The organism is Erysipelatoclostridium sp. MSK.23.31 (assembly GCF_019125875.1).
Taxonomy (GTDB): Bacteria; Bacillota_I; Bacilli_A; order Erysipelotrichales; family Coprobacillaceae; genus Thomasclavelia; species Thomasclavelia ramosa.
Genome location: NZ_JAHOCB010000004.1, coordinates 41,800 through 63,234 on the forward strand (window position 1 = coordinate 41,800; position 21,435 = coordinate 63,234).

At 31.9% G+C, this 21,435-nt stretch carries 12 protein-coding genes; all 12 read left to right on the plus strand.

Features of this window, described 5'->3' with window-relative positions; translation table 11 throughout:
- Positions 1–46: 46 nt before the first annotated feature.
- Entirely contained in the window at positions 47–610 is a 564-nt protein-coding gene (locus tag KSU54_RS03385; protein ID WP_009009190.1) for a chromate transporter, read from the plus strand.
- On the plus strand, positions 607–1,167 hold the full coding sequence (locus KSU54_RS03390) for a chromate transporter (RefSeq protein WP_008791370.1): 561 nt from the start codon (positions 607–609) through the stop codon (positions 1,165–1,167). The genes KSU54_RS03385 and KSU54_RS03390 overlap by 4 nt, the downstream gene beginning before the upstream one ends.
- A gap of 84 nt (positions 1,168–1,251) precedes the next feature.
- Positions 1,252–2,157 carry a transglutaminase-like domain-containing protein gene (locus KSU54_RS03395; RefSeq protein ID WP_008791371.1) on the plus strand — a complete coding sequence of 302 codons (906 nt, stop codon included), beginning with the start codon at positions 1,252–1,254 and terminating at the stop codon, positions 2,155–2,157.
- A gap of 11 nt (positions 2,158–2,168) precedes the next feature.
- Positions 2,169–3,197 carry a type II secretion system F family protein gene (locus tag KSU54_RS03400; protein ID WP_003536373.1) on the plus strand — a complete coding sequence of 343 codons (1,029 nt, stop codon included), beginning with the start codon at positions 2,169–2,171 and terminating at the stop codon, positions 3,195–3,197.
- Between the two features lie 10 nt (positions 3,198–3,207).
- Complete coding sequence (locus KSU54_RS03405; RefSeq protein WP_003536374.1) at positions 3,208–3,507, plus strand: hypothetical protein; 300 nt, start codon at positions 3,208–3,210, stop codon at positions 3,505–3,507.
- Complete coding sequence (locus KSU54_RS03410; protein WP_003536375.1) at positions 3,500–3,949, plus strand: DUF4860 domain-containing protein; 450 nt, start codon at positions 3,500–3,502, stop codon at positions 3,947–3,949. Before KSU54_RS03405 ends, KSU54_RS03410 begins: the two co-directional genes overlap by 8 nt.
- Positions 3,950–3,958: 9 nt before the next feature.
- Positions 3,959–4,327 (plus strand): type IV pilus modification PilV family protein, encoded by a 369-nt coding sequence (locus KSU54_RS03415; RefSeq protein ID WP_003536376.1) that lies wholly within the window; start codon positions 3,959–3,961, stop codon positions 4,325–4,327.
- On the plus strand, positions 4,320–4,700 hold the full coding sequence (locus tag KSU54_RS03420) for a hypothetical protein (protein ID WP_003536377.1): 381 nt from the start codon (positions 4,320–4,322) through the stop codon (positions 4,698–4,700). Before KSU54_RS03415 ends, KSU54_RS03420 begins: the two co-directional genes overlap by 8 nt.
- 1 nt (position 4,701) lies before the next feature.
- Entirely contained in the window at positions 4,702–5,757 is a 1,056-nt protein-coding gene (locus KSU54_RS03425) for a type IV pilus twitching motility protein PilT (protein WP_003536378.1), read from the plus strand.
- Between the two features lie 144 nt (positions 5,758–5,901).
- Positions 5,902–7,083: an AfsR/SARP family transcriptional regulator gene (locus KSU54_RS03430; protein ID WP_008791375.1), complete on the plus strand. Its 1,182-nt coding sequence runs from the start codon at positions 5,902–5,904 to the stop codon at positions 7,081–7,083.
- Positions 7,084–7,105: 22 nt separating this feature from the next.
- Positions 7,106–19,393, plus strand: a complete 12,288-nt coding sequence (locus KSU54_RS03435; protein WP_117792130.1) for a SpaA isopeptide-forming pilin-related protein — start codon at positions 7,106–7,108, stop codon at positions 19,391–19,393.
- Between the two features lie 167 nt (positions 19,394–19,560).
- Positions 19,561–21,384, plus strand: coding sequence for a hypothetical protein (locus tag KSU54_RS03440; protein WP_003536381.1), 1,824 nt, complete (start codon positions 19,561–19,563; stop codon positions 21,382–21,384).
- The last annotated feature ends 51 nt before the right edge of the window (positions 21,385–21,435 follow it).

The window sequence follows — 21,435 nt, forward strand, 5'->3', positions numbered from 1 at the left end:
TGTTTTACATCATCATAATTTAGCACTATACTATAGGGAAGGTGATATGATGAAAAAAGGAATGTTGTTGAAGCTTTTTGTAACAAATCTTTATTTAAGTGCTTTTACATTTGGCGGTGGCTATGTAATTGTGACATTGATGAAGAAAAAATATGTTGATGAGTTCAACTGGATCGATGAAAAAGAAATGCTTGACTTGATTGCCATTGCCCAATCTGCCCCAGGGGCAATTGCGGTAAATGGTGCAATTGTAGTTGGTTTTAAATTAGCGGGAATCAAAGGTGCGATAGTTTCTATTTTAGCGACGATTTTGCCACCGTTTGTAATTTTATCATTAGTGTCAGTGTTTTATGAAATTTTTAAAAGCAATGAGATAATTGCCTTAATGCTTTCTGGAATGCAGGCTGGAGTTGGGGCAGTAATTGCTTCAGTTGCTTATGATATGGCAGTAGGGGTTGTTAAAGAAAAAGAAATCTTACCAATTATAATTATGGTATGTGCTTTTATTGCAACATATCTTTTTAATGTAAATGTTATTTACGTAATCTTAAGTTGTGGATTTATTGGAATTATACAAAATATGGTAAGCAGATGGAGGGAAAGACAATGAAACTTTTAACTTTGTTTTTCAGTTTTCTTCAAATTGGTGCATTTAGTTTTGGAGGAGGATATGCTGCTTTACCGCTGATTCAGCATCAAGTAGTTGATTTATATCATTGGTTGACGATGAATGAGTTAACAGATTTAATAACGATATCCCAGATGACACCTGGACCGATTGCAATTAATGCGGCAACATTTGTTGGATTAAAGATAGATAGTTTTTATGGGGCTATAGTAGCGACATTGGGATGCATTTTACCTTCATGTATTATTGTATCGCTGATTGCTTATATTTATTTAAAATATCAGCAAATGTCAATTATTCAAAATATTTTAAAATATATTCGTCCGGCTGTAGTGTCGCTGATTGCAGTTTCAGGACTATTGATTATTGTTAGCTGTTTTTTTGGAGATACAGTAAACTTTGCAAATTTGAAATTTGGTTCTGTAGCCATATTTATAGTTGCTCTGGTTTTATTAAGGAAACAGAAAATGAACCCGATTACAGTGATGGTAATAGCTGGAATCATACAGATTGGTTTATATTATATAGGAATTAGTTAAGGTAGAGAGAGTTTTTCTTTTTGCCTTTTTCTTTTCAATCCCAGATATTTCGGTGTATAATTAAAATTAAGGAGGATAATGGTAATGTACAAGCGAATACTAGTGGTAGTCACTGTATTATCATGTCTTCTTACTGGATGTTCAAGTGATAATAACAGTAATCAAGAATACCCAAGTGATTATCCAACATCAAAAAGTTATACAGTTGATGAGATTCTTTATCCTGAAGCATCAGGGGCACTGGTTTTAGATAGTGATGTAGCGAAGGTTGATTATTCTAATACTAATCAAGGATATGTAATGGCCTTTTTAAAACCAGGTGTTAGTAAACGAATAAAAATTCAAATTAGTAAAGATGAACAAAAACTAAATTATGATTTAACGGATGAACAAGGAGTGAGTTATCCACTCCAGTTGGGAAATGGAAAATATTTGATTAAAATTTTAGAAAATATTGAGGGTACCCAATATGCAATTAAAAAAAGTGTGGAAGTTGATGTTATTTTAGATAACGAACTGCTCCCCTTTTTATATCCTAATATCTTGGTTAATTATAAACCGGGTGATGCGATTACGACGTTAGCTATTGATGAAGTGAAGGATGAAGATAATGATTTAAAACGAATAAAAAAAGTCTATGAATTTGTGGCTAATTATATAAACTATGACGATGATAAAGTAGCTTTAGCAAAACAGCAGTATTTGATTCCAAATTTAGATGAAATAATTAACAATAAAAAGGGCATATGTTTTGATTATGCTTCAATGATGACGGCAATGTTAAGAATCAATCATATTCCAGCCCGACTGATTTGTGGGGGGACTGATAAAGATGAATATCATTCTTGGTTAGAAGTTTATGTTAAAGGGCAGGGTTGGGTCAATCCGGATATTTTTATGGATAAAGATACATGGACGATTATGGATCCGACTTTCGCAAGCACTAAGTATGATTATGAGGGAAAATACGTTGAAACAGCACGTTATTAAGGAGAAAAACGATGAAATTGACGATGAGTGAAAAATATATGTTTTGTAACCAGATGGCAATGATCTTAGAATCGGGATTTAGTCTTAATCAAGGGGTTACGATGGTATATGAAGAAATGGATGATAAAAACATTAAAGGGGTTCTTCAAGAAGTTGCTAAATATTTAGATGAACAAGTAAGTTTTAGTGAAGCAATCGATCTAACTAAAGCTTTTGATGACTATATGGTTAATTTAGTCAAAGTGGGTGAAACGAGCGGTAATTTAGATGATGTTATGCAATCATTAAGTGAATATTATGCTCGAATTGATGATATAACAAATAAACTGAAACAGGCTTTAACTTATCCAATCATTTTAATTATTATGATGGTGGTGGTTGTAGGAATCATTGTATTTAAAGTATTACCAATTTTTAAAGATGTTTTAAATGGACTAGGCAGTGATTTATCATCGTATGCTAATAGTTTTATGGAATTTGGTCAAATTTTTTCATTGATATGTTTTGCGGTCTTGTTAGTGCTGGTGATAGTAATTATTGCTGGATATTTATATCAGCGCGTTACCCATGTAAATGTCTTGTCAAACGTAGTGCAGAAATCTTTTTTAACAAGGAAATTGTCAAGAGCATTAAATAAAGCTCAAATTACTTATGCTTTGTCATTGTTTATTTCTAGTGGTTATGATTTACAAGAGGCAATGAAGTTTGTACCAAAATTAGTTGATGATAAACAGCTTAGGGCTAATTTAGAAAAATGCAATGAAGATCTCATAAATGGTGATAGTTTCGTTGAAGTTATCAAAAAATATCAAATTTATCAAGGAATGCAGTTAAATATGATTCAGGTCGGTTTTAAAACTGGACAGGTTGATATAATCATGAAACAATTATCAAATAGTTTTCAAGAAGAAGTTAGTCGTGCGATAGACCAATTTTTAAATATCATAGAACCAACGATTGTAACTTTGTTATCTTTAGTAGTGGGAATAGTCTTGATGTCGGTAATGTTGCCATTAATTAGTATCATGTCCTCTTTATAGGAGGTTATTTATGAAAAATATGTTAAAGATAATCTTACTGATAGTTATAATCATGGTAAGCATTTATGCTTTCAATTCTACTTCAACATATTCATCAAATGAGGATCTAAAACGGGTTAGTGATACAATTAATCAACTTAGTTTAAAATGTTATAGTATTGAAGGCAAATATCCTAAAGATATTGAGTATTTGAAGGAAAATTATGGGTTGCTTTTAAATGATGAAGATTATCAGGTTATTTATTATTATGAAGGAGATAATTTACAACCACGAATCAAGGTATTTAAAAAGGAGAAGAACTATGAATAAACATCGTAATATACATGTATTATTTTCGCTGTCATTGTTCTTGCTTTTTGTAATTGGGTCTTTCTTTATTGTTACTTATGAAATAAAAGGATATCAAGTTATTAATGATACGTGTCAACAAGAAGATGATTTAATTGTGCCTTTGGCTTATTTAAACACGAAGTTAAAAGCAAATGATAGTGACGATTCGACTAAAATTGTTGAAATAGATAATACGCAATGTTTAGAAATTAAAACTGCTAAGACGGTTACTTATATTTATTGTCAAGATGGTTATCTCAAGGAATTATATACAAGTAATGACTATCATGCGGGGTTACAAGAGGGTAGTAAGTTATTTGCATTAGATGATTTTAAAATAGAACAAAAAGACCGTTTATTTAAATTTACAGTTACACGTGATCAAGTTAGCAAAAGTATTTCAATTTATTTACATGGATAGGAGGAAAGTATGAAATCAAAAGTACAGTCATTTTCGTTTTTAATGGAATTAATCATAGTTATCCTCTTTTTTGCTGCTTCAACAACAGTATGTGCCTCATTTATAGTGCAAGCTAAAAATAAACAAGTACAAGGGACTAATTTGCAAAATGCATTAATTGAGGCGCAAAGTATGATTGAAAGAATGCAAGCTTATCCGCAGGCTGATTTAGAACAATTATTGGAAGTAGAAAAAATCGATGAGAATCATTATCAAAAAGATAATATTTTTATTGAAATAGATAGAGATATGATTACTCAAGGAAAAATAATGATAAAGAATAAAAACGAAGTTATCAGTGAATTGCCTTTTGTATTAGGAGGTAATCACGATGAATAAGAAACATACTTCAATGCGTTTGGGAATTGGGGCGCCATCAATTTTTATGATTTTTGTGATTTTAGTTATGTGTGTACTGGCAATATTATCATATTTGCGAGCTAATTCTTATTATGAGTCAAGCGTTCGCCAAGCTAATATTACTAGTCAATATTACGAAAGTGAGTCACGGCTGTTAACCAAATATTATCAATTAGATAGTCAAAATTTAGAATATAGTTTAGAAAATCTTCAAATCGAGTATCAAAAAGAAGATGATTTATATATGCTTGAAGATAAAATAAATGATTCTCAAGTTTTACAGCTGTCATTTGTGCAAGAAAATGATAGTCTCAAAATAATTAGTTTAAAAACAATTAATCTGGAGGAATAAAATGGAAATAAAAAAATTATTAGAAGAAGTAGTAACTAAAGGGGCTTCTGATATCTTTATTGTTGCAGGTTCGCCTTGTGCTATTAAGATAGATGGGAGAATTTCAAAATATAGCGATGAACGTTTGACACCACATGATACTGAGCGGATGATTCGTGATATTTATGAAATTGCTAATAACGCTGGAATTGAAGAATTTATGAGAAGTGGCGATGATGATTTTTCTTTTTCTATTCCTAATGTAGGGCGGTTTCGGGTCAATGCTTATCGTCAAAGAAACTCTTGTGCCGCAGTATTACGTGTTGTTAGTTTTCAACTTCCTGATCCTGAAGTAATGCATATTCCAAAAGTAATTACTGACCTAGCTAATCAAAAGAAAGGAATGGTCTTAGTAACCGGCCCGGCAGGAAGCGGTAAATCTACGACATTAGCCTGTATTATTGATCAGATCAATCGTAATCGAAATACACACATTATTACAATTGAAGATCCTATTGAATATTTGCATAGTCATGACAAAAGTATCGTTTCACAACGAGAAGTTTATCACGATACCCATGACTATGTTTCTGCGTTAAGAGCAGCTTTACGGGAGGCGCCAGAAGTTATTTTAGTTGGTGAAATGCGTGACTTAGAAACTATTGATATTGCAGTTACGGCAGCTGAGACGGGGCATTTGGTTTTTTCAAGTTTGCATACAGTTGGTGCTGCTAATACGATTGATCGAATGATTGATGTGTTTCCTCCTTCACAGCAGCAGCAAATTCGAGTTCAGCTGGCAATGGTACTTAATGCAGTCATCTCCCAACAATTAGTACCAGGTATTGATGGTAAAATGATACCCGTATTTGAAATCATGATTTGTAATCAAGCAATTAGAACATTGATTCGTGATGGTAAAACGCACCAAATTGATAATGCTATATCTACTAATCGCCAAATTGGTATGGTTACTATGGATGATGCGATCGTTGATTTATATAAACAAAATAAGATTACAAAAGAGACAGCAGTCATGTATGCATCAAATCCGAATTTGATTGAAAGAAAATTTTAATTATATATTATTTTGGTTACAAAACGGTTATATTTTATTTAAAGTCTTGAAAAAAGACGATTTATTTTTTTGAATAAGAAAATATCATAATTGGAATATAGTATAATTATGATGTTGAAACATGTAAACAAGGGAGTGATTTTTATGGATAAAAAATTAGTATTAAAAATCAAGACCTTAGGTAGACTGCATATCACTGATGGGGAAAATGAATTTCCTCAAGAAAAGAAACGAAGTGCCCAAGTTGAGTTGTTGATTGTATATTTAATTCTTAATCGAAATGCTAATATAACTAATCCACAACTGATTGATTTTCTTTGGCCAGATGGAAATGCTGATAAACCGGAAGGAGCATTAAGAAATCTGATTTATCGAGCTCGAAAGGAAATGAAACAGTTTTTTAAAGAAGTTGATTGTATTAAATCTAAGGGACGAAGTTATTATTGGAATCCTGAAGTTGAATGTCGAGTTGATTATGAGGAGATGTTGAAACTTTGTCGTCGTGTTGAACAGGAAGATGATCCTTACCGCAAGCATGAACGCTGTTTAGAAATGATCAACAAATATCATGGAGAGGTTTTACCAGAGTTTAATTATAATGACTGGATCTTAGAAATAAATAATTTGTTAGAACGTAATTGTTTAGAGGCAATTTTAAAAACTTTAACGATTTTAGCTAACAATAACTTATATGAACAGGTTTTACAAATTTGTAATCACCAAAACAGTCAAAAAATAATGGATACACGATTATATGAAATGAAGCTTTATGCTTATTATAAGACAGGTAAAACAGATCTTGCATTATCATTTTATCGTCAAATCGTAGATTATTACTATAGTAAATATGGAATTGAAGTGTCACAGCGACTGAAAGAAATTTATGAAATGATTCTAGATACTTCTCCTGCGACACAAATTGATGTTGAAGAATTGGAAAAGAGTCTAACAGTTGATGATAACAATGATAATACATTTTATTGTGATTTTGACGTTTTTAAAAATATTTATCAAATCAATGTTCGTTCAGCAAGACGTTCGATGAAAGCACGAATTTTAACTTTACTTACGATCGTTGATACAAGTGGTTGTTTAGACGAAAAGGCGATTCGCCAAGAAGCAGATATTTTAAGAGAAGTGATTTCAAATAGTTTGAGAAAAAATGATGTTTATTCAAAGTTTAATATGACACAATATTCATTGATTCTTGCCTCACCGGATTTAGATGGCGCAAAAATAGCGGTTGATCGCATTACTAATCGTTATAATGAAAAGAAGAAACACGATGAGATTATTTTAACAAATGATTTGAAGAAAATCAGATAAATAAAAGGGGGAGAATTAGAGAATGGGTAATTTAATGAAAAAACTCAAGAAAACCAAAATGGTTAAACAGTTTGGAATTTTATCGTTAGTATTGGCTATGTTAATTGGGGTGATGTCAAATGGAACCATAATTAATGCGGTTGATGGTAATGCTGATGCGAACATTACATTTAACTCACGAATCGTAGAAAAAGTCAATGGACAGGATGTTGATGTTTCACAAGCTGATTCAGGAGATTCATTCTTTTTGGCAATTTATTATGCTGTTTCAGCAAGTACAGATGCTTCCAAGTATACTGAGTGTACGTTGAGTATCACGTTGCCAAACGATATTGAGTTCGATGAAACAACAGATATTAGTAATACTGGTTTTGATTCAATTGAACAAAGAACATCACTAGGGAAAAATATTCTATCAATTAAAAGTAAAGAATTGGCGGCTGGACAATCAGGTACGTTATATTTAAAAATGCATTTTAAGAATATGACAACTAAGAATGGCACAACTGCTAAGTTTGTTGATATGAAAATGACAGGTTCTATGGTTAATGAAAATGGAAGTTATACAATTAACCCAGTCTCTGTACCTGATGCTTCAGTTACCGCAAAAGCCAGTCAAGAATGGACTGTAGGGAAAAATGTTATTCAGCAAGCAGATGGTAATAATTACACGATTAAATCAATAGATGGGAAAGACTATTATAGTGTCGATTACAAAGTAACTGCCGCTCCAGGTAGTAATCTTACGGATTTAGGTAATAATTATGGTCGGCTTAACTGTACGACATTTGAATTAGTGGATACTTTACCGGTTGCTCCAGCAGGACGTGAAGATGGGGGAGCTGCTAATATCTCTATCAAAGTGGGAGATAAAGTACTAGAAGAAGGTGCTGATAAAGATTATGAATTAGTTTTAAATGAAAATGGTACTGTAAAAGCAATTAAAATTTATTATATAAGTACTTACGAAAGCAACCCGGATGATACTAATTATGTACCAGATGGTGCTGCAATGCTAACTACTTATACGATTAATGCGAATTATAGCAAAGATGCTTATCGTGTCTTACCAAATGAAAAAGATGATATTCCGTTTATTTTGGATAATAAGGTTGAGTTGAAATATCTTCCTTTGGGAGAAAATACGCCTAAGTATGTAAGTGCTAATGCTCCTGTAAATGTTGGCTGGGTAGATGAAAATGCGCCAACAACAAATTTGGATATTACCAAATATGTTACTGTTAATGGTGACAACAGTATTGTTGGTGATAATAAATTTATTTTTGATCAAGAAAAACAAGATTGTTATTATCAAAATACTGATTCACGTATAGCGTTTGGACTGTATACTGATGAAGCGTGTCAAAATGCTGCGACTGATATTGATGGTAACACAGTTGGCAATAGCAAAGTTATTGATAAGGATGGTAAAGTAAATTTTGCTAAAATTTCTGAAGGAACATATTATTTGAAAGAAACTGTTGGCAATTTACCATTTATTGGAGATGGTGTTGATAGTGCTAATGGTGAAACGATTTATAAAATTGAAGTTAAAAATGAAAATAATAAAGCTGTAGTTTATTTGGATGGTAAGAAAATTGAAAATGGAAAATTAGAAATAAATAATCTTACAACTGCTCAAGGATTTGGTTATGTTGCATTTAATAAAGTGGGAACAAGTGCAACGAATAGCCAGCATGGACCGCTTGTGGGAGTAAAATTTATTTTGACCAATAAAGTAACTGGAGATAAATATGAAACTGTTTCAAATGATAAAGGATTAGTCTTATTTGAAGGAATTATTGCAGGTGATTATACTGTTGAGGAAGATTTTTCAAGTGCAGAATATGATAAACCGGATGTTTATAAATGGGACGTTAAAGTTGAAGCAAATAAAGTAAACTATCCATCTTTAATGTTACAAGATCACAATACTGGGGTGCCATATGTTGTAAATAGTTCGAACAAAGGTAAATTAATTATTAATAAAGTTGATGCATTGACAGAAACAAAAAAATTAAATGGTGCTGAGTTTACTGTTTATGGGCCTTTTGAATCTAAAGAAACCGCTAATATAGCTATTGAGTCTGAAGATTTCAGTAGTGTGGACAGTTTTACTTTAAATGGTAATGAGGAATCAAAAGCTTTAGTTAAAGGTTTTTATGTATATCAAGAAACTAAAGCACCTAATCATTATAAACTTGATGAAAATTATTATGTGACAGAATTAAAAACGCAAACATTAAATGAAGTTACAGTAAAAAATGAAGAATTAGGATATTTACAAATCTTGAAAAAAGGATCATTAAAAGATTATCCAACTATTACGGTTAATTTAGCTGGAGCTAAATTCCATGTTTATACAAATAAAAATGTTACAGATGATAGCCTTGTAAAAGATGATGCGGGTAATCCAATTGTAATTGAATCTAACAATTCGGTTTCAAGTAGTTCAAATTCTAATAAAGTTGAGTTAGCTGCTGGAACATATTATTTAAAAGAATTTGAAGCGCCTAGTGGCTATAATCAATTAACAGATGTAATTACAGTCGAAATTCAATCTGGAAAAACAGCTACTAAAGAGATCATGAATGAATCAACTACATTAGGATATTTAGAAGTGACTAAAATAGATTCTAAAACAAAGGAGCCACTTGCCAATGTAACATTTGATGTTTACCGTAAAGATGATGATACTAAAGTTGATACAATTAAAACAGATAGTGATGGTAAAGCTAAAACTAAGTTTTTAGAAGCTGGTGAATACTACTTAAAGGAAACTTCGAAGTTAACTGGCTATGCTGTTAATACGAAAAATATTGATTTTAAGATTGAAAATAATAAAGAAACTAGTAAAACTGTTTCTAACGATCCGTTAGTTGGATATATGATTAGAAAAGTGTCATCTTTAGATCATAATACTGGCTTATATAAAGCGGAATTTAAATTATTAGATGCTGATAAAAAGGTAATTGATGAAGGAATTGAATCTAATGGTCAAGGGTATGTAATCTTTACTGGATTAACACCTGGAGCAACATATTATTACGTTGAAACCAAAGCACCGGATGGATATACATTAAATACGACTGAATATTCATTTACCGCACCACAAGTTAATGATACAAATAATTCATTAGTTTATGAGAGCAAAGAGATTGTTGCAAATGTTCCTAAAGGTAAGTTTACAATTACAAAGACTTCATTTAATATTGATGAAACTATCGCTAAACCAGCGGGAAATATAACGTTTGAATATTTTCCTAAGTTAAGTACGAATATTGATGAGGACCGTAAAATTGCTGATACTAATAAGACGCTTTTAACAGTTACAACTAATAATGATGGTATCGCTACTTCAAAAATAGTAGATGCTGGAGAATATTGGGTTGTTGAAAAAAATGTTAAATCAGAATTTGAAGTTGAAGGTGGTAATGCAAAGGTCGTAACTGTAAAGCCTGGCTCAAATACTGATGATAAATTAGTATCAAATGTTGATGTAGTCAACCGTTTGATCAAAGGTAAGGTGGCAGTTAAAAAGGTCAGCTCAGTTGACAGTGATACTGGAGTAGCAGCGACATTTAATGTTTATAAATGGAATGAAACAGGAACTTATACTGGTGATCCAGTGTATGTACTTACGACAAAAGCTGATGGTAATGTGGTTACTAGTGAATTCTTAGCACCGGGGAAATATGTATTAATTGAAAAAGCTGTGGTTGGAAACTATACAATTGATCCAACTCCACATGAATTTGAGATTGTTGAAGGTAAAACAAATAAAGTTTATGTTGAAAATCCAATTGAAAATGTGCCATACAGCAGCCTTGGTTTAGTTAAAACAGCTAAATGGTTAGATAAGGATAATAAAGATGTTAGTGAACCGCTAGCAGGAATAAAATTTAGTGTCTATAAAGCAAAAGAAGTATCATCAGATGAAGATGGCGCAATTAGTAAAGATGATAAATGGTATGTTAAAGATGGTAATGCTTTAGCAACGATTGAAAGTGATGTTGTAGAGAAGACGGTTTCAGGATTAGAGCCGGGATTCTATATTGTTGAAGAAAATTTAACTGCTGAGCAGCAAAATGATTATGAACAACAACCACCAAAAGTAGTTGAACTTGAGGCTGGTAAAACAACGCATGTTACATTTGAAAACACACCTAAAAAAGGAAAAATAAAATTAACTAAAACAAATGAAGATAAGACAGTTCTATTAGATGGAGCAGAGTTTAAAATTTATTACGTTGATAGCAATGGAAGCCAAACAATTACTGCTAATGATGGTAAAAAATATACTGTAAGTGATAGTGGGATTTCAACAAAGATTATTTCGGGAACAGCTGTTTTATATGATGCAAATGGTAAATCCTCAAAAGATCCTGGGGTTGGTTATTCAGTTTTCCTTGATCCAGGTAAAGAAGTAGTATTACAAGAAGTAAGAGCTCCAGACTATTATGGAATAATCCACGAATGGTGGTATGTTGGTGAAATCAAAGCACAACATATTAGCGAAATCGAAGTACAGAACTATTTATTGACTAATCCAATCGGTTATAAATACGATGAGGCAGAAAAATTACTTGCTGGTGCTACCATGGGATTGTTTAGTACTGAAACTGGTGCAGATAGATTGAATAAGTTAAGTCAAACTGAAATAGATGAGGTAATTGCTGATTCAGAAAAATGGGCAGAATATGATTTGGTAAGTACAGCTGTATCTACTGATAAGTACTTCAAGTTTGAAAATATTGATTCTACTCAAACTTATTATGTTACTGAATTAAAACAGCCAGCTGGCTATAATAAAAACACAGATATTCGTAAAGTGACTGTTGAAGTCAATGGTAAGGTGTATTTTTTAAAGGATGCTGATACTAATGAAACGGTTACATTTATAAATTATAAATATCGTCAGATCTGGGTTAGTAAAGTTTTAAAATTTGCAGGTGAACAATCAGCATTAACAGGAATTAATTTCAAAGTATATCCAGTTGTAGAATCGAATGAAAGCGTTGCTGATGCATTTAAAATAGGTGATAAGTGGTATATTAAAACGGGAGAAGAAGTAACTTATACAACTGGTACTATTTCTTCAGGGAAAACAGGCAGCTTTATGACAGCTCCTTCTCCAGCTGGATTATATGTAGTTGAAGAAGATATAACTTCATTACCAGAGCATGTCGTTGCACCAGATACTACTAAATATTTAGTTAATTTAGGTTTTGATACCGATAATACGGATCTCTATTCAGATCAAGCAGATGCTTCTAATGTGATTGTTAATACTAGTAATTATGGTAAATTAGCATTGAATAAGGTGTCTAGTACTAATTCAAATACTTATATAAAAGCGACATTCAATATTTATGCTAAAAATGACGAGGCTGGACATGATTATAGTAAAGATACACCAATTTCAACTATCACGACAAATGGTAATCAAAATGCTGTATTGACAGACTATTTGAAACCTGGAAATTATGTGCTGGTTGAAAGTTTGATTAGCACTGATGGGTATGTATTGAATCCAACACCACGTGAATTTACAATCGAAGCAGATAAAGTTACTGGTTTAGATGGTAGCGTTTATACTACGGTTTCAGATGCTGTCAAGAAGCCATTGGTTGTAACAAATGTACCAAAGGGTAGTGTTGAATTAACAAAACAAGGAACCTATCTAGATGCTAATGGTCTAACTAATCCGGTTGCTTTAAGTGGAGTAAACTTTAATGTATATAAATCAGTTAAATTAGCTGACGGTACCCTAGATTTATCGTCTACTAATTTAGTTGGAACAGCAGTATCACAATCTAATGGTAAGCTTCAGTTCAAAGTTAATGGAACTGATGTTACTAGTAAAAAGTGGTTAGAAGCAGGTGATTATATCTTACAAGAAACTACTGTAGGTACTACAAATAAAAATAATGGTTTTGCGGATTATGCATATCTTGGTAAGTTTACCATTACACCTGGAGATATTACAAAAGAGATTGTCAAAGTTGACGAAAATGGTAATGAATCAGGTAAAGCCGATAATGTTATCAGTAATACTTCATCTTATGGCAAATTAGAAATTACGAAAGTTGATCATTATGATAAAACAAAGAAATTAGCTGATGTTGTTTTTGAAGTGTTTAATGAATCCGGAATCTTAGTCGATACAATTAAAACAAATAAAAATGGTGTTGCTAGAACAAAATTATTACCGGCTGGGGAATATACACTAAAAGAAAAATCTACTAATAACGATTATTTCTTAAATGATACTCTTTATGGTCCTTACACAGTAGAGGCTCTAAAAGTTACTGGTACTGATGGAAAAATTGAAATTACTAATATGATGAAACAATCACTTAAAGTAATTAAAAAAGATAGTCATACTGGAAAAGAAATTGATAAGTTAGACGGTACAACATTTAGTTTATATGATGCTCAAACGGATGGGAATTTAGTTGCTACTGCAACGTATCAAAAAGATAAAGGAATTGTTTTTGATAATTTACGCCCGAACACTACTTATTATTTACAAGAAGATATATCACCAAATGGTTATGTAATCAAAGATTCTAATCGAATTAAAGTTACAACCAAAACTAATGGAGAAGTAACAACTATTGAAGTTGAAAATGAACCTTTAGGAAGTATTAAAATCGAAAAGATATCAGAATGGTCTATTTATGGAGCAAATGATAGTAAGACTACACGTTTCCCATTAGCTGGAGCTGAATTTACTTTATATAAAGATGTAAATGGTGATAGTAAACTGCAAGATGATGAAAAGGTTAATGGAATAGTAAAAAATAGTGATACTTTAGGAATTGTCATCTTTGATAATTTAGAAAAAGGAAAATATTTATTTGTTGAAACGAAGGTTCCTGATGGTTATGATGAAACAGTTATGAATGATGTATATGCTGTTGAGGTAACTGAAGGAGAACAAAATATTGTTTATACCGAAGCTGGAAAAACAGATGATGCTCAAAATCATGGTCCTATTATTAATACGACAACAGCTGGTAAGTTTACATTTACTAAAACTGATCCTGAAGGAAAAGGTTTAAGTGGAGCTACTTTCCAATTGATGAAAAAGAATACAGATGGAGATTATGAGAATTATTTGGATTCATTTACGATAGAAAATACAGATGGTAAATTTGAATCTTCGGTAATTGAAACTGGTAAATATCAGTTAGTAGAAATCACTGCGCCAGACAATTTCGAGATTATGCAGCCAATTGAATTTACGATTGAAGCCGGCAAAGTGACAACAGTTACTTCTAAAGATGCAAATACAGTGGTTAATCAAGCCCTTGGTAAAGTGGTTATTACTAAATATGATGATCGCAGTAACTATTCAAATGTGGGAAATAAAGTCTTAGAAGGTGTTGAATTTGGATTGTACCAAGAATCTGGTGACTTAGTTCAAACAGTAAAAACTACTGGTAAAGATGGTAAAATTATATGGACTGATGTTCCTGCTGGAAATTATTATGTAAAAGAAGTTGCGACTTTAGACGGTTTTGAACTTGATACTATTGTGTATCCTGTTACTGTTGAATCAGGACAAAGTACAGTAAAAGAATACTTACCAAATACAGATGGTAAAATAATCAACCATTCTAATATGGGTAAAATAGTTGTTAAAAAGACAAGTGATGCTAATGAAAACTTAGCAGGGGCAGTATTTAAAATAACTAATCCTAACGATAGTGGTTTTGTACCAATTATTATTACTACAAATGAAGATGGAATAGCTAAAACAGAATTACTGCCAGCTAATAAAGAAGGTACAACTTATGTAGTTACAGAAATTAAAGCGCCTGATGGTTATACTCTTGATGACAAGTATCATGACATCGAACAATCTGTAAAAGTATATCCAGTCCAAGATGAAACAGTTATTTTATCAGAACAGAGTAAAAACTATCTTGAATTTAAGAATAAAAAGCAATCTGATATTATGGATATTGATGGTAAGATCATAAAGTATATTGATGGTGATAATAACACTTTATTAACTGCAAAGACTGTTGAAACACCATTATTAGATGCTGCGGATACAGAAACATTCTTATTGAGAGAATATGCTCAAGCTAAAAATGATGTACCAGTAAGAAGTGTTGAAGTGGAAGATAGTTTAATTAAAATGTATTATTATGATGCTAATGGTAATTCGGTTGAATATATGCCAGATGCACCTTATGTAGTTAATACTGTAACAGTTCATAGTGCAACTGATAAAAATGGTAATAAGATTCAAGCTCGAGTATACTATCAAACAGCTGGTAGTGATGAATGGATGACTAATAATAGTTTAGTTGCTGATGTCTCAACGAATAGTCAAGGAATTAGTTTAGAAGGTTTAAATGCATTAAAAATCAAAGTAGTATATACAAATGTTGTTAGCAAGGACTTAATTGCAGAGAATTTTAATGCTACAGGAATTGATGTGAATGTGACATTTAATAAACGTCCTTCAGATGCGACTGTTCATGAAGTTAGAAGAGTTTCAAACCAAACAAGTGTAACATATAACTATACACTTAAAGATAATGAAGGTAATGATCAAAATGCGCAGTATACAAAAGTTTCAGATATAGTAAATCTATATTATCCTTTAAAAGAATCAGTAACTCCTCGAGTTTCACTAGGAATTGTTTCTGGTGAGAAGGATAAAACTTATAAGCCAGGTGAAACTATTGAAAGTGTAATTACTGTTAAAAATGAATCAACTAAGGAAAATGAAATTATTGAACAACCAATTATTAGTTTTGATTTACCTATCGGTATGTCACTAAATAATAATAGTTATAGTATAGGAGATTTACAAACTAGGTTCCAAGTAATAGTATTTGAACATGATGGAGATACCTCAGGTAAAGCATTAGAACCAGATGAATATACTGTTACTTATACTAATGATGTTCCTGCTCGTGTTGTTGAAAATAATCAATTAGTTGAAACGACATCAAAAACTAAGAAGATAACAATTGATTTAGGTGAAGATTTTAAATTTAAACCTGGAATGAAGATACAGATTAGTTATAAAGGAACTAGTTCAATTAATGATACTAGCACAACATTATGGGCACCAGCATACTTTACTAGTGGAAAAATTATTGCTTTGTCAGCTGAAAATCCTTATGGAAATAGTTTTACTGTCGAATCCGCTACAGGTTCTAGTTACAATACACTTGTTGCTGACAGTGTGCTAGATGAAATTACTAATAAACCAGATGAAACCGGTGATGGATTAAAGTATCCAAATAGTAACGGAATCATTAAAATCAATGAACAAAATTATTTATCAATCTATAAACAAGTTAAAGGTATTTATGATGATGATTATTTAAATAATAATCAGATTGCTAAAACAGCTCCTGGCGAAGATTTGGATTATAAGATTGTATTTAAAAATGGTGAAAAATCAGATCGTGCTGTTAGTAAGGCGCGTGTTGTAGATATTTTACCATTTGAAGGTGACTCGTTAGTTAATCGTACAAATGATAACTATACTGCAAGGGTTACAAATCTTGATAAATCACCAATTTTAAATTATGTAGATTGTTTAACACCAGGTGTTTCTTATAAAGTCTACTATTGTGTTGGTGAAAGTGAAGATACTAAATGGGATGAATGGAAACAAGATGCCCGTACAAGTAAAACTGCTTCAGAAGAATTGCCAATTGTATATGGTAATATGGATGATGATGATTGGACAAGCGGCGCTCATCAATGGATAGAAGCATCAAATGATATTGATTTAAGACTAGTTAGTGCTATTGCTGTTGAATTTGATTTCTCTAATGCGCCATTAGAACCTAATCAGTCAATTGAATTGCATGTCAACATGTCTGCTCCTGAGTACAGTACTTCAGATTTAGAGAAAGTATCTGGTAAGTTAATGTCTAACTCTGCTTTAGTTGCAGTTAAACGTACTGGTCTAGATACTGTAAATGACAGTGATATTGTTGAAAATCTTGAAGTTAAAGCTGAAATTGCATTACCTAAAGGAACAATCGGTGATTATGCATTCTATGATATGAACCGTGATGGTTTACAAGATAGCAATGATTTACCGGTTCAAGGTTTAAATGTAACATTGCATAAATTTGTTACAACGATTAATCAAAATGAAGGAAAAGTAACTAAAGAATTAGATTCAGAAACAACTTTGACTGATGCCAGTGGTAAATATGAATTTACAAATCAAGATTGTAATGTTTTAAAAGATGGTAAGACGGATTCATCATCAACTAATCCAAATGATTATGTTGGTAACAAGTATTATCAGTATCAAGTTGAATTTGCTATTCCAGAAGATGAGTCTTTATATAAATATGAGCCAACTCAAAGATACGCTCAAGATGTTGATGGAAAACCACAAATTGAAGCTGATTCTAATATTGGAAATGATCTTAATAAGGATGATTATTGTAAGACAGAATTATTTACTTTGACCGCAACTAAACAAGCTGATGGCAGCTTAGTAGGAGAAACTAATTTAACATTAGATGCAGGATACGTTGCATTAGGATCTCTAGGAGATTTTGTCTGGTTTGATGAAAATAAAAATGGTATTCAAGATCCAGAAGAAACTGGTGTAAAAGATGTGATTGTAAATCTTTATACAGTAACTAATGGTGAGGTTAGTGGTACTCCAGAAAAAACTACTAGAACTGATGAAAATGGTTACTATTTATTTACTGATTTAGAAGATGGAAGTTATGTTGTTGAATTTGATATTCGTGGTGTTAAACCAACAATGGGTGGTGGACACGCGGAACGTTTCTACTTTACTAAAAATGGTGGAACAACAGATAGTGCAATTGATTCTAATCCAACTATTACTGATGAAAATAAGAATACTTTAATTGCTCGTAGTGAAGTAATTGATTTAGCTTATCATACAAGTGATATGACAATTGATGCTGGGTTAACAGTTTATAGTGCAATATCTGGTGTTGCATTTGAAGATCGTGATTATTCTGATATTCAAAATTATCAAGATAGTGATGGTAAAGATGTTGATATCAAATTACCTGGTACGATTGTTGAATTATATCGGGTTGATGAAGAATTTGGAATTGAAAATAATATCCCAACAGAATTAGTCGCATCTACTGTAGTTGGTGAAGATGGAAGCTATTTATTTGATTATTTAGATTCTGGAACATATGTTGTTAAATTCACATATCCTGAAGGATATAAGGTTATTGAAGCAGATGTTGGTGATGATGATACGCTTGATAGTGATGTGGCTTATCATATTGAGACTAATGAGAATAGGATGTCGGGATATACAGGAGTTATTAATATTCCTGTCAATACAAGAGTTGATAATGTTGATGGTGGTGCAAGATTGTATAGCAGTTTAGGAGACTATGTTTTCAAAGATGTTAATGCTGATGGTCTTCAAGATGAAACAGATATCGTGATGCCGGATGTACCAGTATATTTGTTTGCTAGACAAAAAGGTGAAGAAGTATGGACATCAATTGCAAATACAATAACTGATCAAGATGGTAGATATCGTTTTGATAACTTAAAGGGTTCAACTTATACTGGTATTGAATATCGTGTAATCTTTGATTTACCACTTACTACAAAATTGACAGTTCCATATGCTGGGGATGATCCAGAACTAGATTCTAATGCTTTAAATGAATATGTACCAGGACTTGGTTTCCCAACTCAAACTATTGATTTAGCATATAATACAGTAGATTTAACATGGGATGCTGGAATCGTTCAATCAAAAGGTTCTGTGGGTGATTATGTTTGGTATGATACAAATGTCAATGGCATTCAAGATGAAAATGGAACAGGTATTGAAGGTATTAAAGTTATTTTAGAAACTAATTTAACAGGTAATATTGCTGATGAAAATGATTGGCAAGAAGTAGGTACAACTTATACAAATAGCCAAGGATATTATATTTTCAATGAGCTATCAGAAGGATATTATCGAGTTAAATTTGAAATTCCATCAAAATACAAAGTTACATTGTCTACTCAAGGTGAAGATAGTGCTGAAGATAGTGATGGTATTTATAGCGAAGATGGAGTTTGGTATTATACCCGTTCATTCTATTTAGATCAAGATGGATATGATATGACATGGGATTGTGGAGTATATGACCCAACAGATACAAAATTAACTAAAACAGGCAGCACTGCAACTGGTGATAGTTCTGATATAAATGGATATGTTGTCTTAGGATTTAGTTCAATATTGGCTTTAGGAGCAGTATACTTTGTATCAAATAAAAAAAGAAAAGCTAAAAAAGCTGAGAAAATCTAGCTAATTTATAAAGAGGCAGATTAAAACCTGCCTCTTTGTATGATAAATTAAAGTTTTTTGACTATTTGCTAATTTTATTGTTTTTTGTGATAAGAGTGTGATACTCGAATGCTATTATAAGTGTGTAAAAAGGAAATGGATTGAAAGATTTAAAGGGGGAATGACCTATGAAAAAGAAATTATTCAGATTATTAGTGGTTCTAGCGATGATTGTTATGCCAGTTACAGGAGTGATGATCAATGCTGAAGCTGCTTCAAATTTAATGTTAGGGACAGCTGTTTCTAACAATCCTGATACTAGAGTTTTCACAGTAAAAAACAATGGAGAAGCAACTACATTTGCATGGGAGGCAACTGGAACAGGTGAGACTAACGGTGTTAGTATTGCAAGAGGTGAAACTAAGCGAATTGAAGTACCTGCTGTAAATGGTAGTTCACATTTGACAGTATTAGCACAAGATGCTGCGGCCGTTCAAGAAATTGCTAGTTTAAATCAATACTATATTAATGTAACATTTAGTACAGTTGATGGGACAGAATTAATGAGTGCTAAAACAGTAACTTGTACTTATAACAATAATGGAACCTATACTGCACCAAGTACGATCACACTTGGAAGCAGTGTTTATGATATTAATGGTAATAACTATATATCTGTTCCTTATGGAACACGTTCAATTGATTTTAAGTATACAAAAAGAGCACAAACACCATATACTAGTACAGTTGCTTTGATTGATCAAGATGGTGTTGAGCATAAGATACTTTCTTATCAAGTAACAGAAGCTAATGGTGGTTCTGTTAATACACCAGAAACGTTCGTTTCAACAATCAATGGTAGAACTTATAAAAGAATTGCTGGGCAAAAAGCAACAGTAAGTCAAACTTATGCACAAGGTCAAATGAGATCAATTGTTCGCTATCAAGTTCAAGATGATGTAGCTAGTAAGCCATATAATATCTATATTCAATATGTAGATAAGGCTACTGGTAGTGCAATTTTAACGAAAAAATTGTTAGTAGAAAAAGATAAGACTGTTGATCATACACCATCTAAAACATTTATGAAGGGTGGAAAACAATACGAGGTAGTTGATGGAGCTAAAATCACTCATACTTTTGGTGATGCAACAAAAACATACCAAGTAGAATATAAACAAGTTATTACTGATGAAAATACACCACAACCAATTCAAGTAAATTATGTTGATTTAGCAACTGGAGAAGATTTACAAATTCATCAATATACAATTGATCCTGGAAAAACAAAAACAATTGAAGTTGACACAACTGTTGAAATTGATGGTAAGACTTATGTTTTAAGTCCAAATCAAGAAAGTACAATTACTCATAAATTTGGTGAGGAAACTACAGAATACAATGTTTATTTTAATGAAAAAGGTTTAGAAGTTGATAAATATGAAGTATCTGTAACATATATGAATGTTTCAAACACATATGTAGGAGAAGATACATTATACACAACTAAATTAGAAGCCAATGTTGGTCAAGAACTAAATATTGAAGTTCCTGCACAATATGAGGCTAATGGAACAACGTATGTATTAATGAGCGGACAAGCAACTAGTTATTCACATGATTTTTATTCAACAAGAAGAAACTATGTAATGGTTTATCGTGATGTTAATGATACACAAAATGAAATAGAATTTATTCCTGGTGAAACTGGGACGGATTTGGCTGCTACTACTCCAGGAGGAACTAATTTTACAATCGATGGTGGAACTGGTAATCCAATGATTACTAATCCAGATGGAACAGTTACAACAGTAGATCAAGATGGACAAATCGTTCCATATGAGGAACCACAAACTGAAGTAGTTGATGAAAATGAAACACCATTGGCAAAGGGTGATAAGTCAACTAGTAATAATACTGCTTATGTAATCGGTGGAGGTTTTGCAACTGTTGCAATAATCGCTGGAATCATTGCTTTTGTAATCAAAAAGAAAAAGGCTCAACAGGCATAAATAATTTGATCATTCCTATCCTTAGTAAAAGCAATTCTTAATTGGATTGCT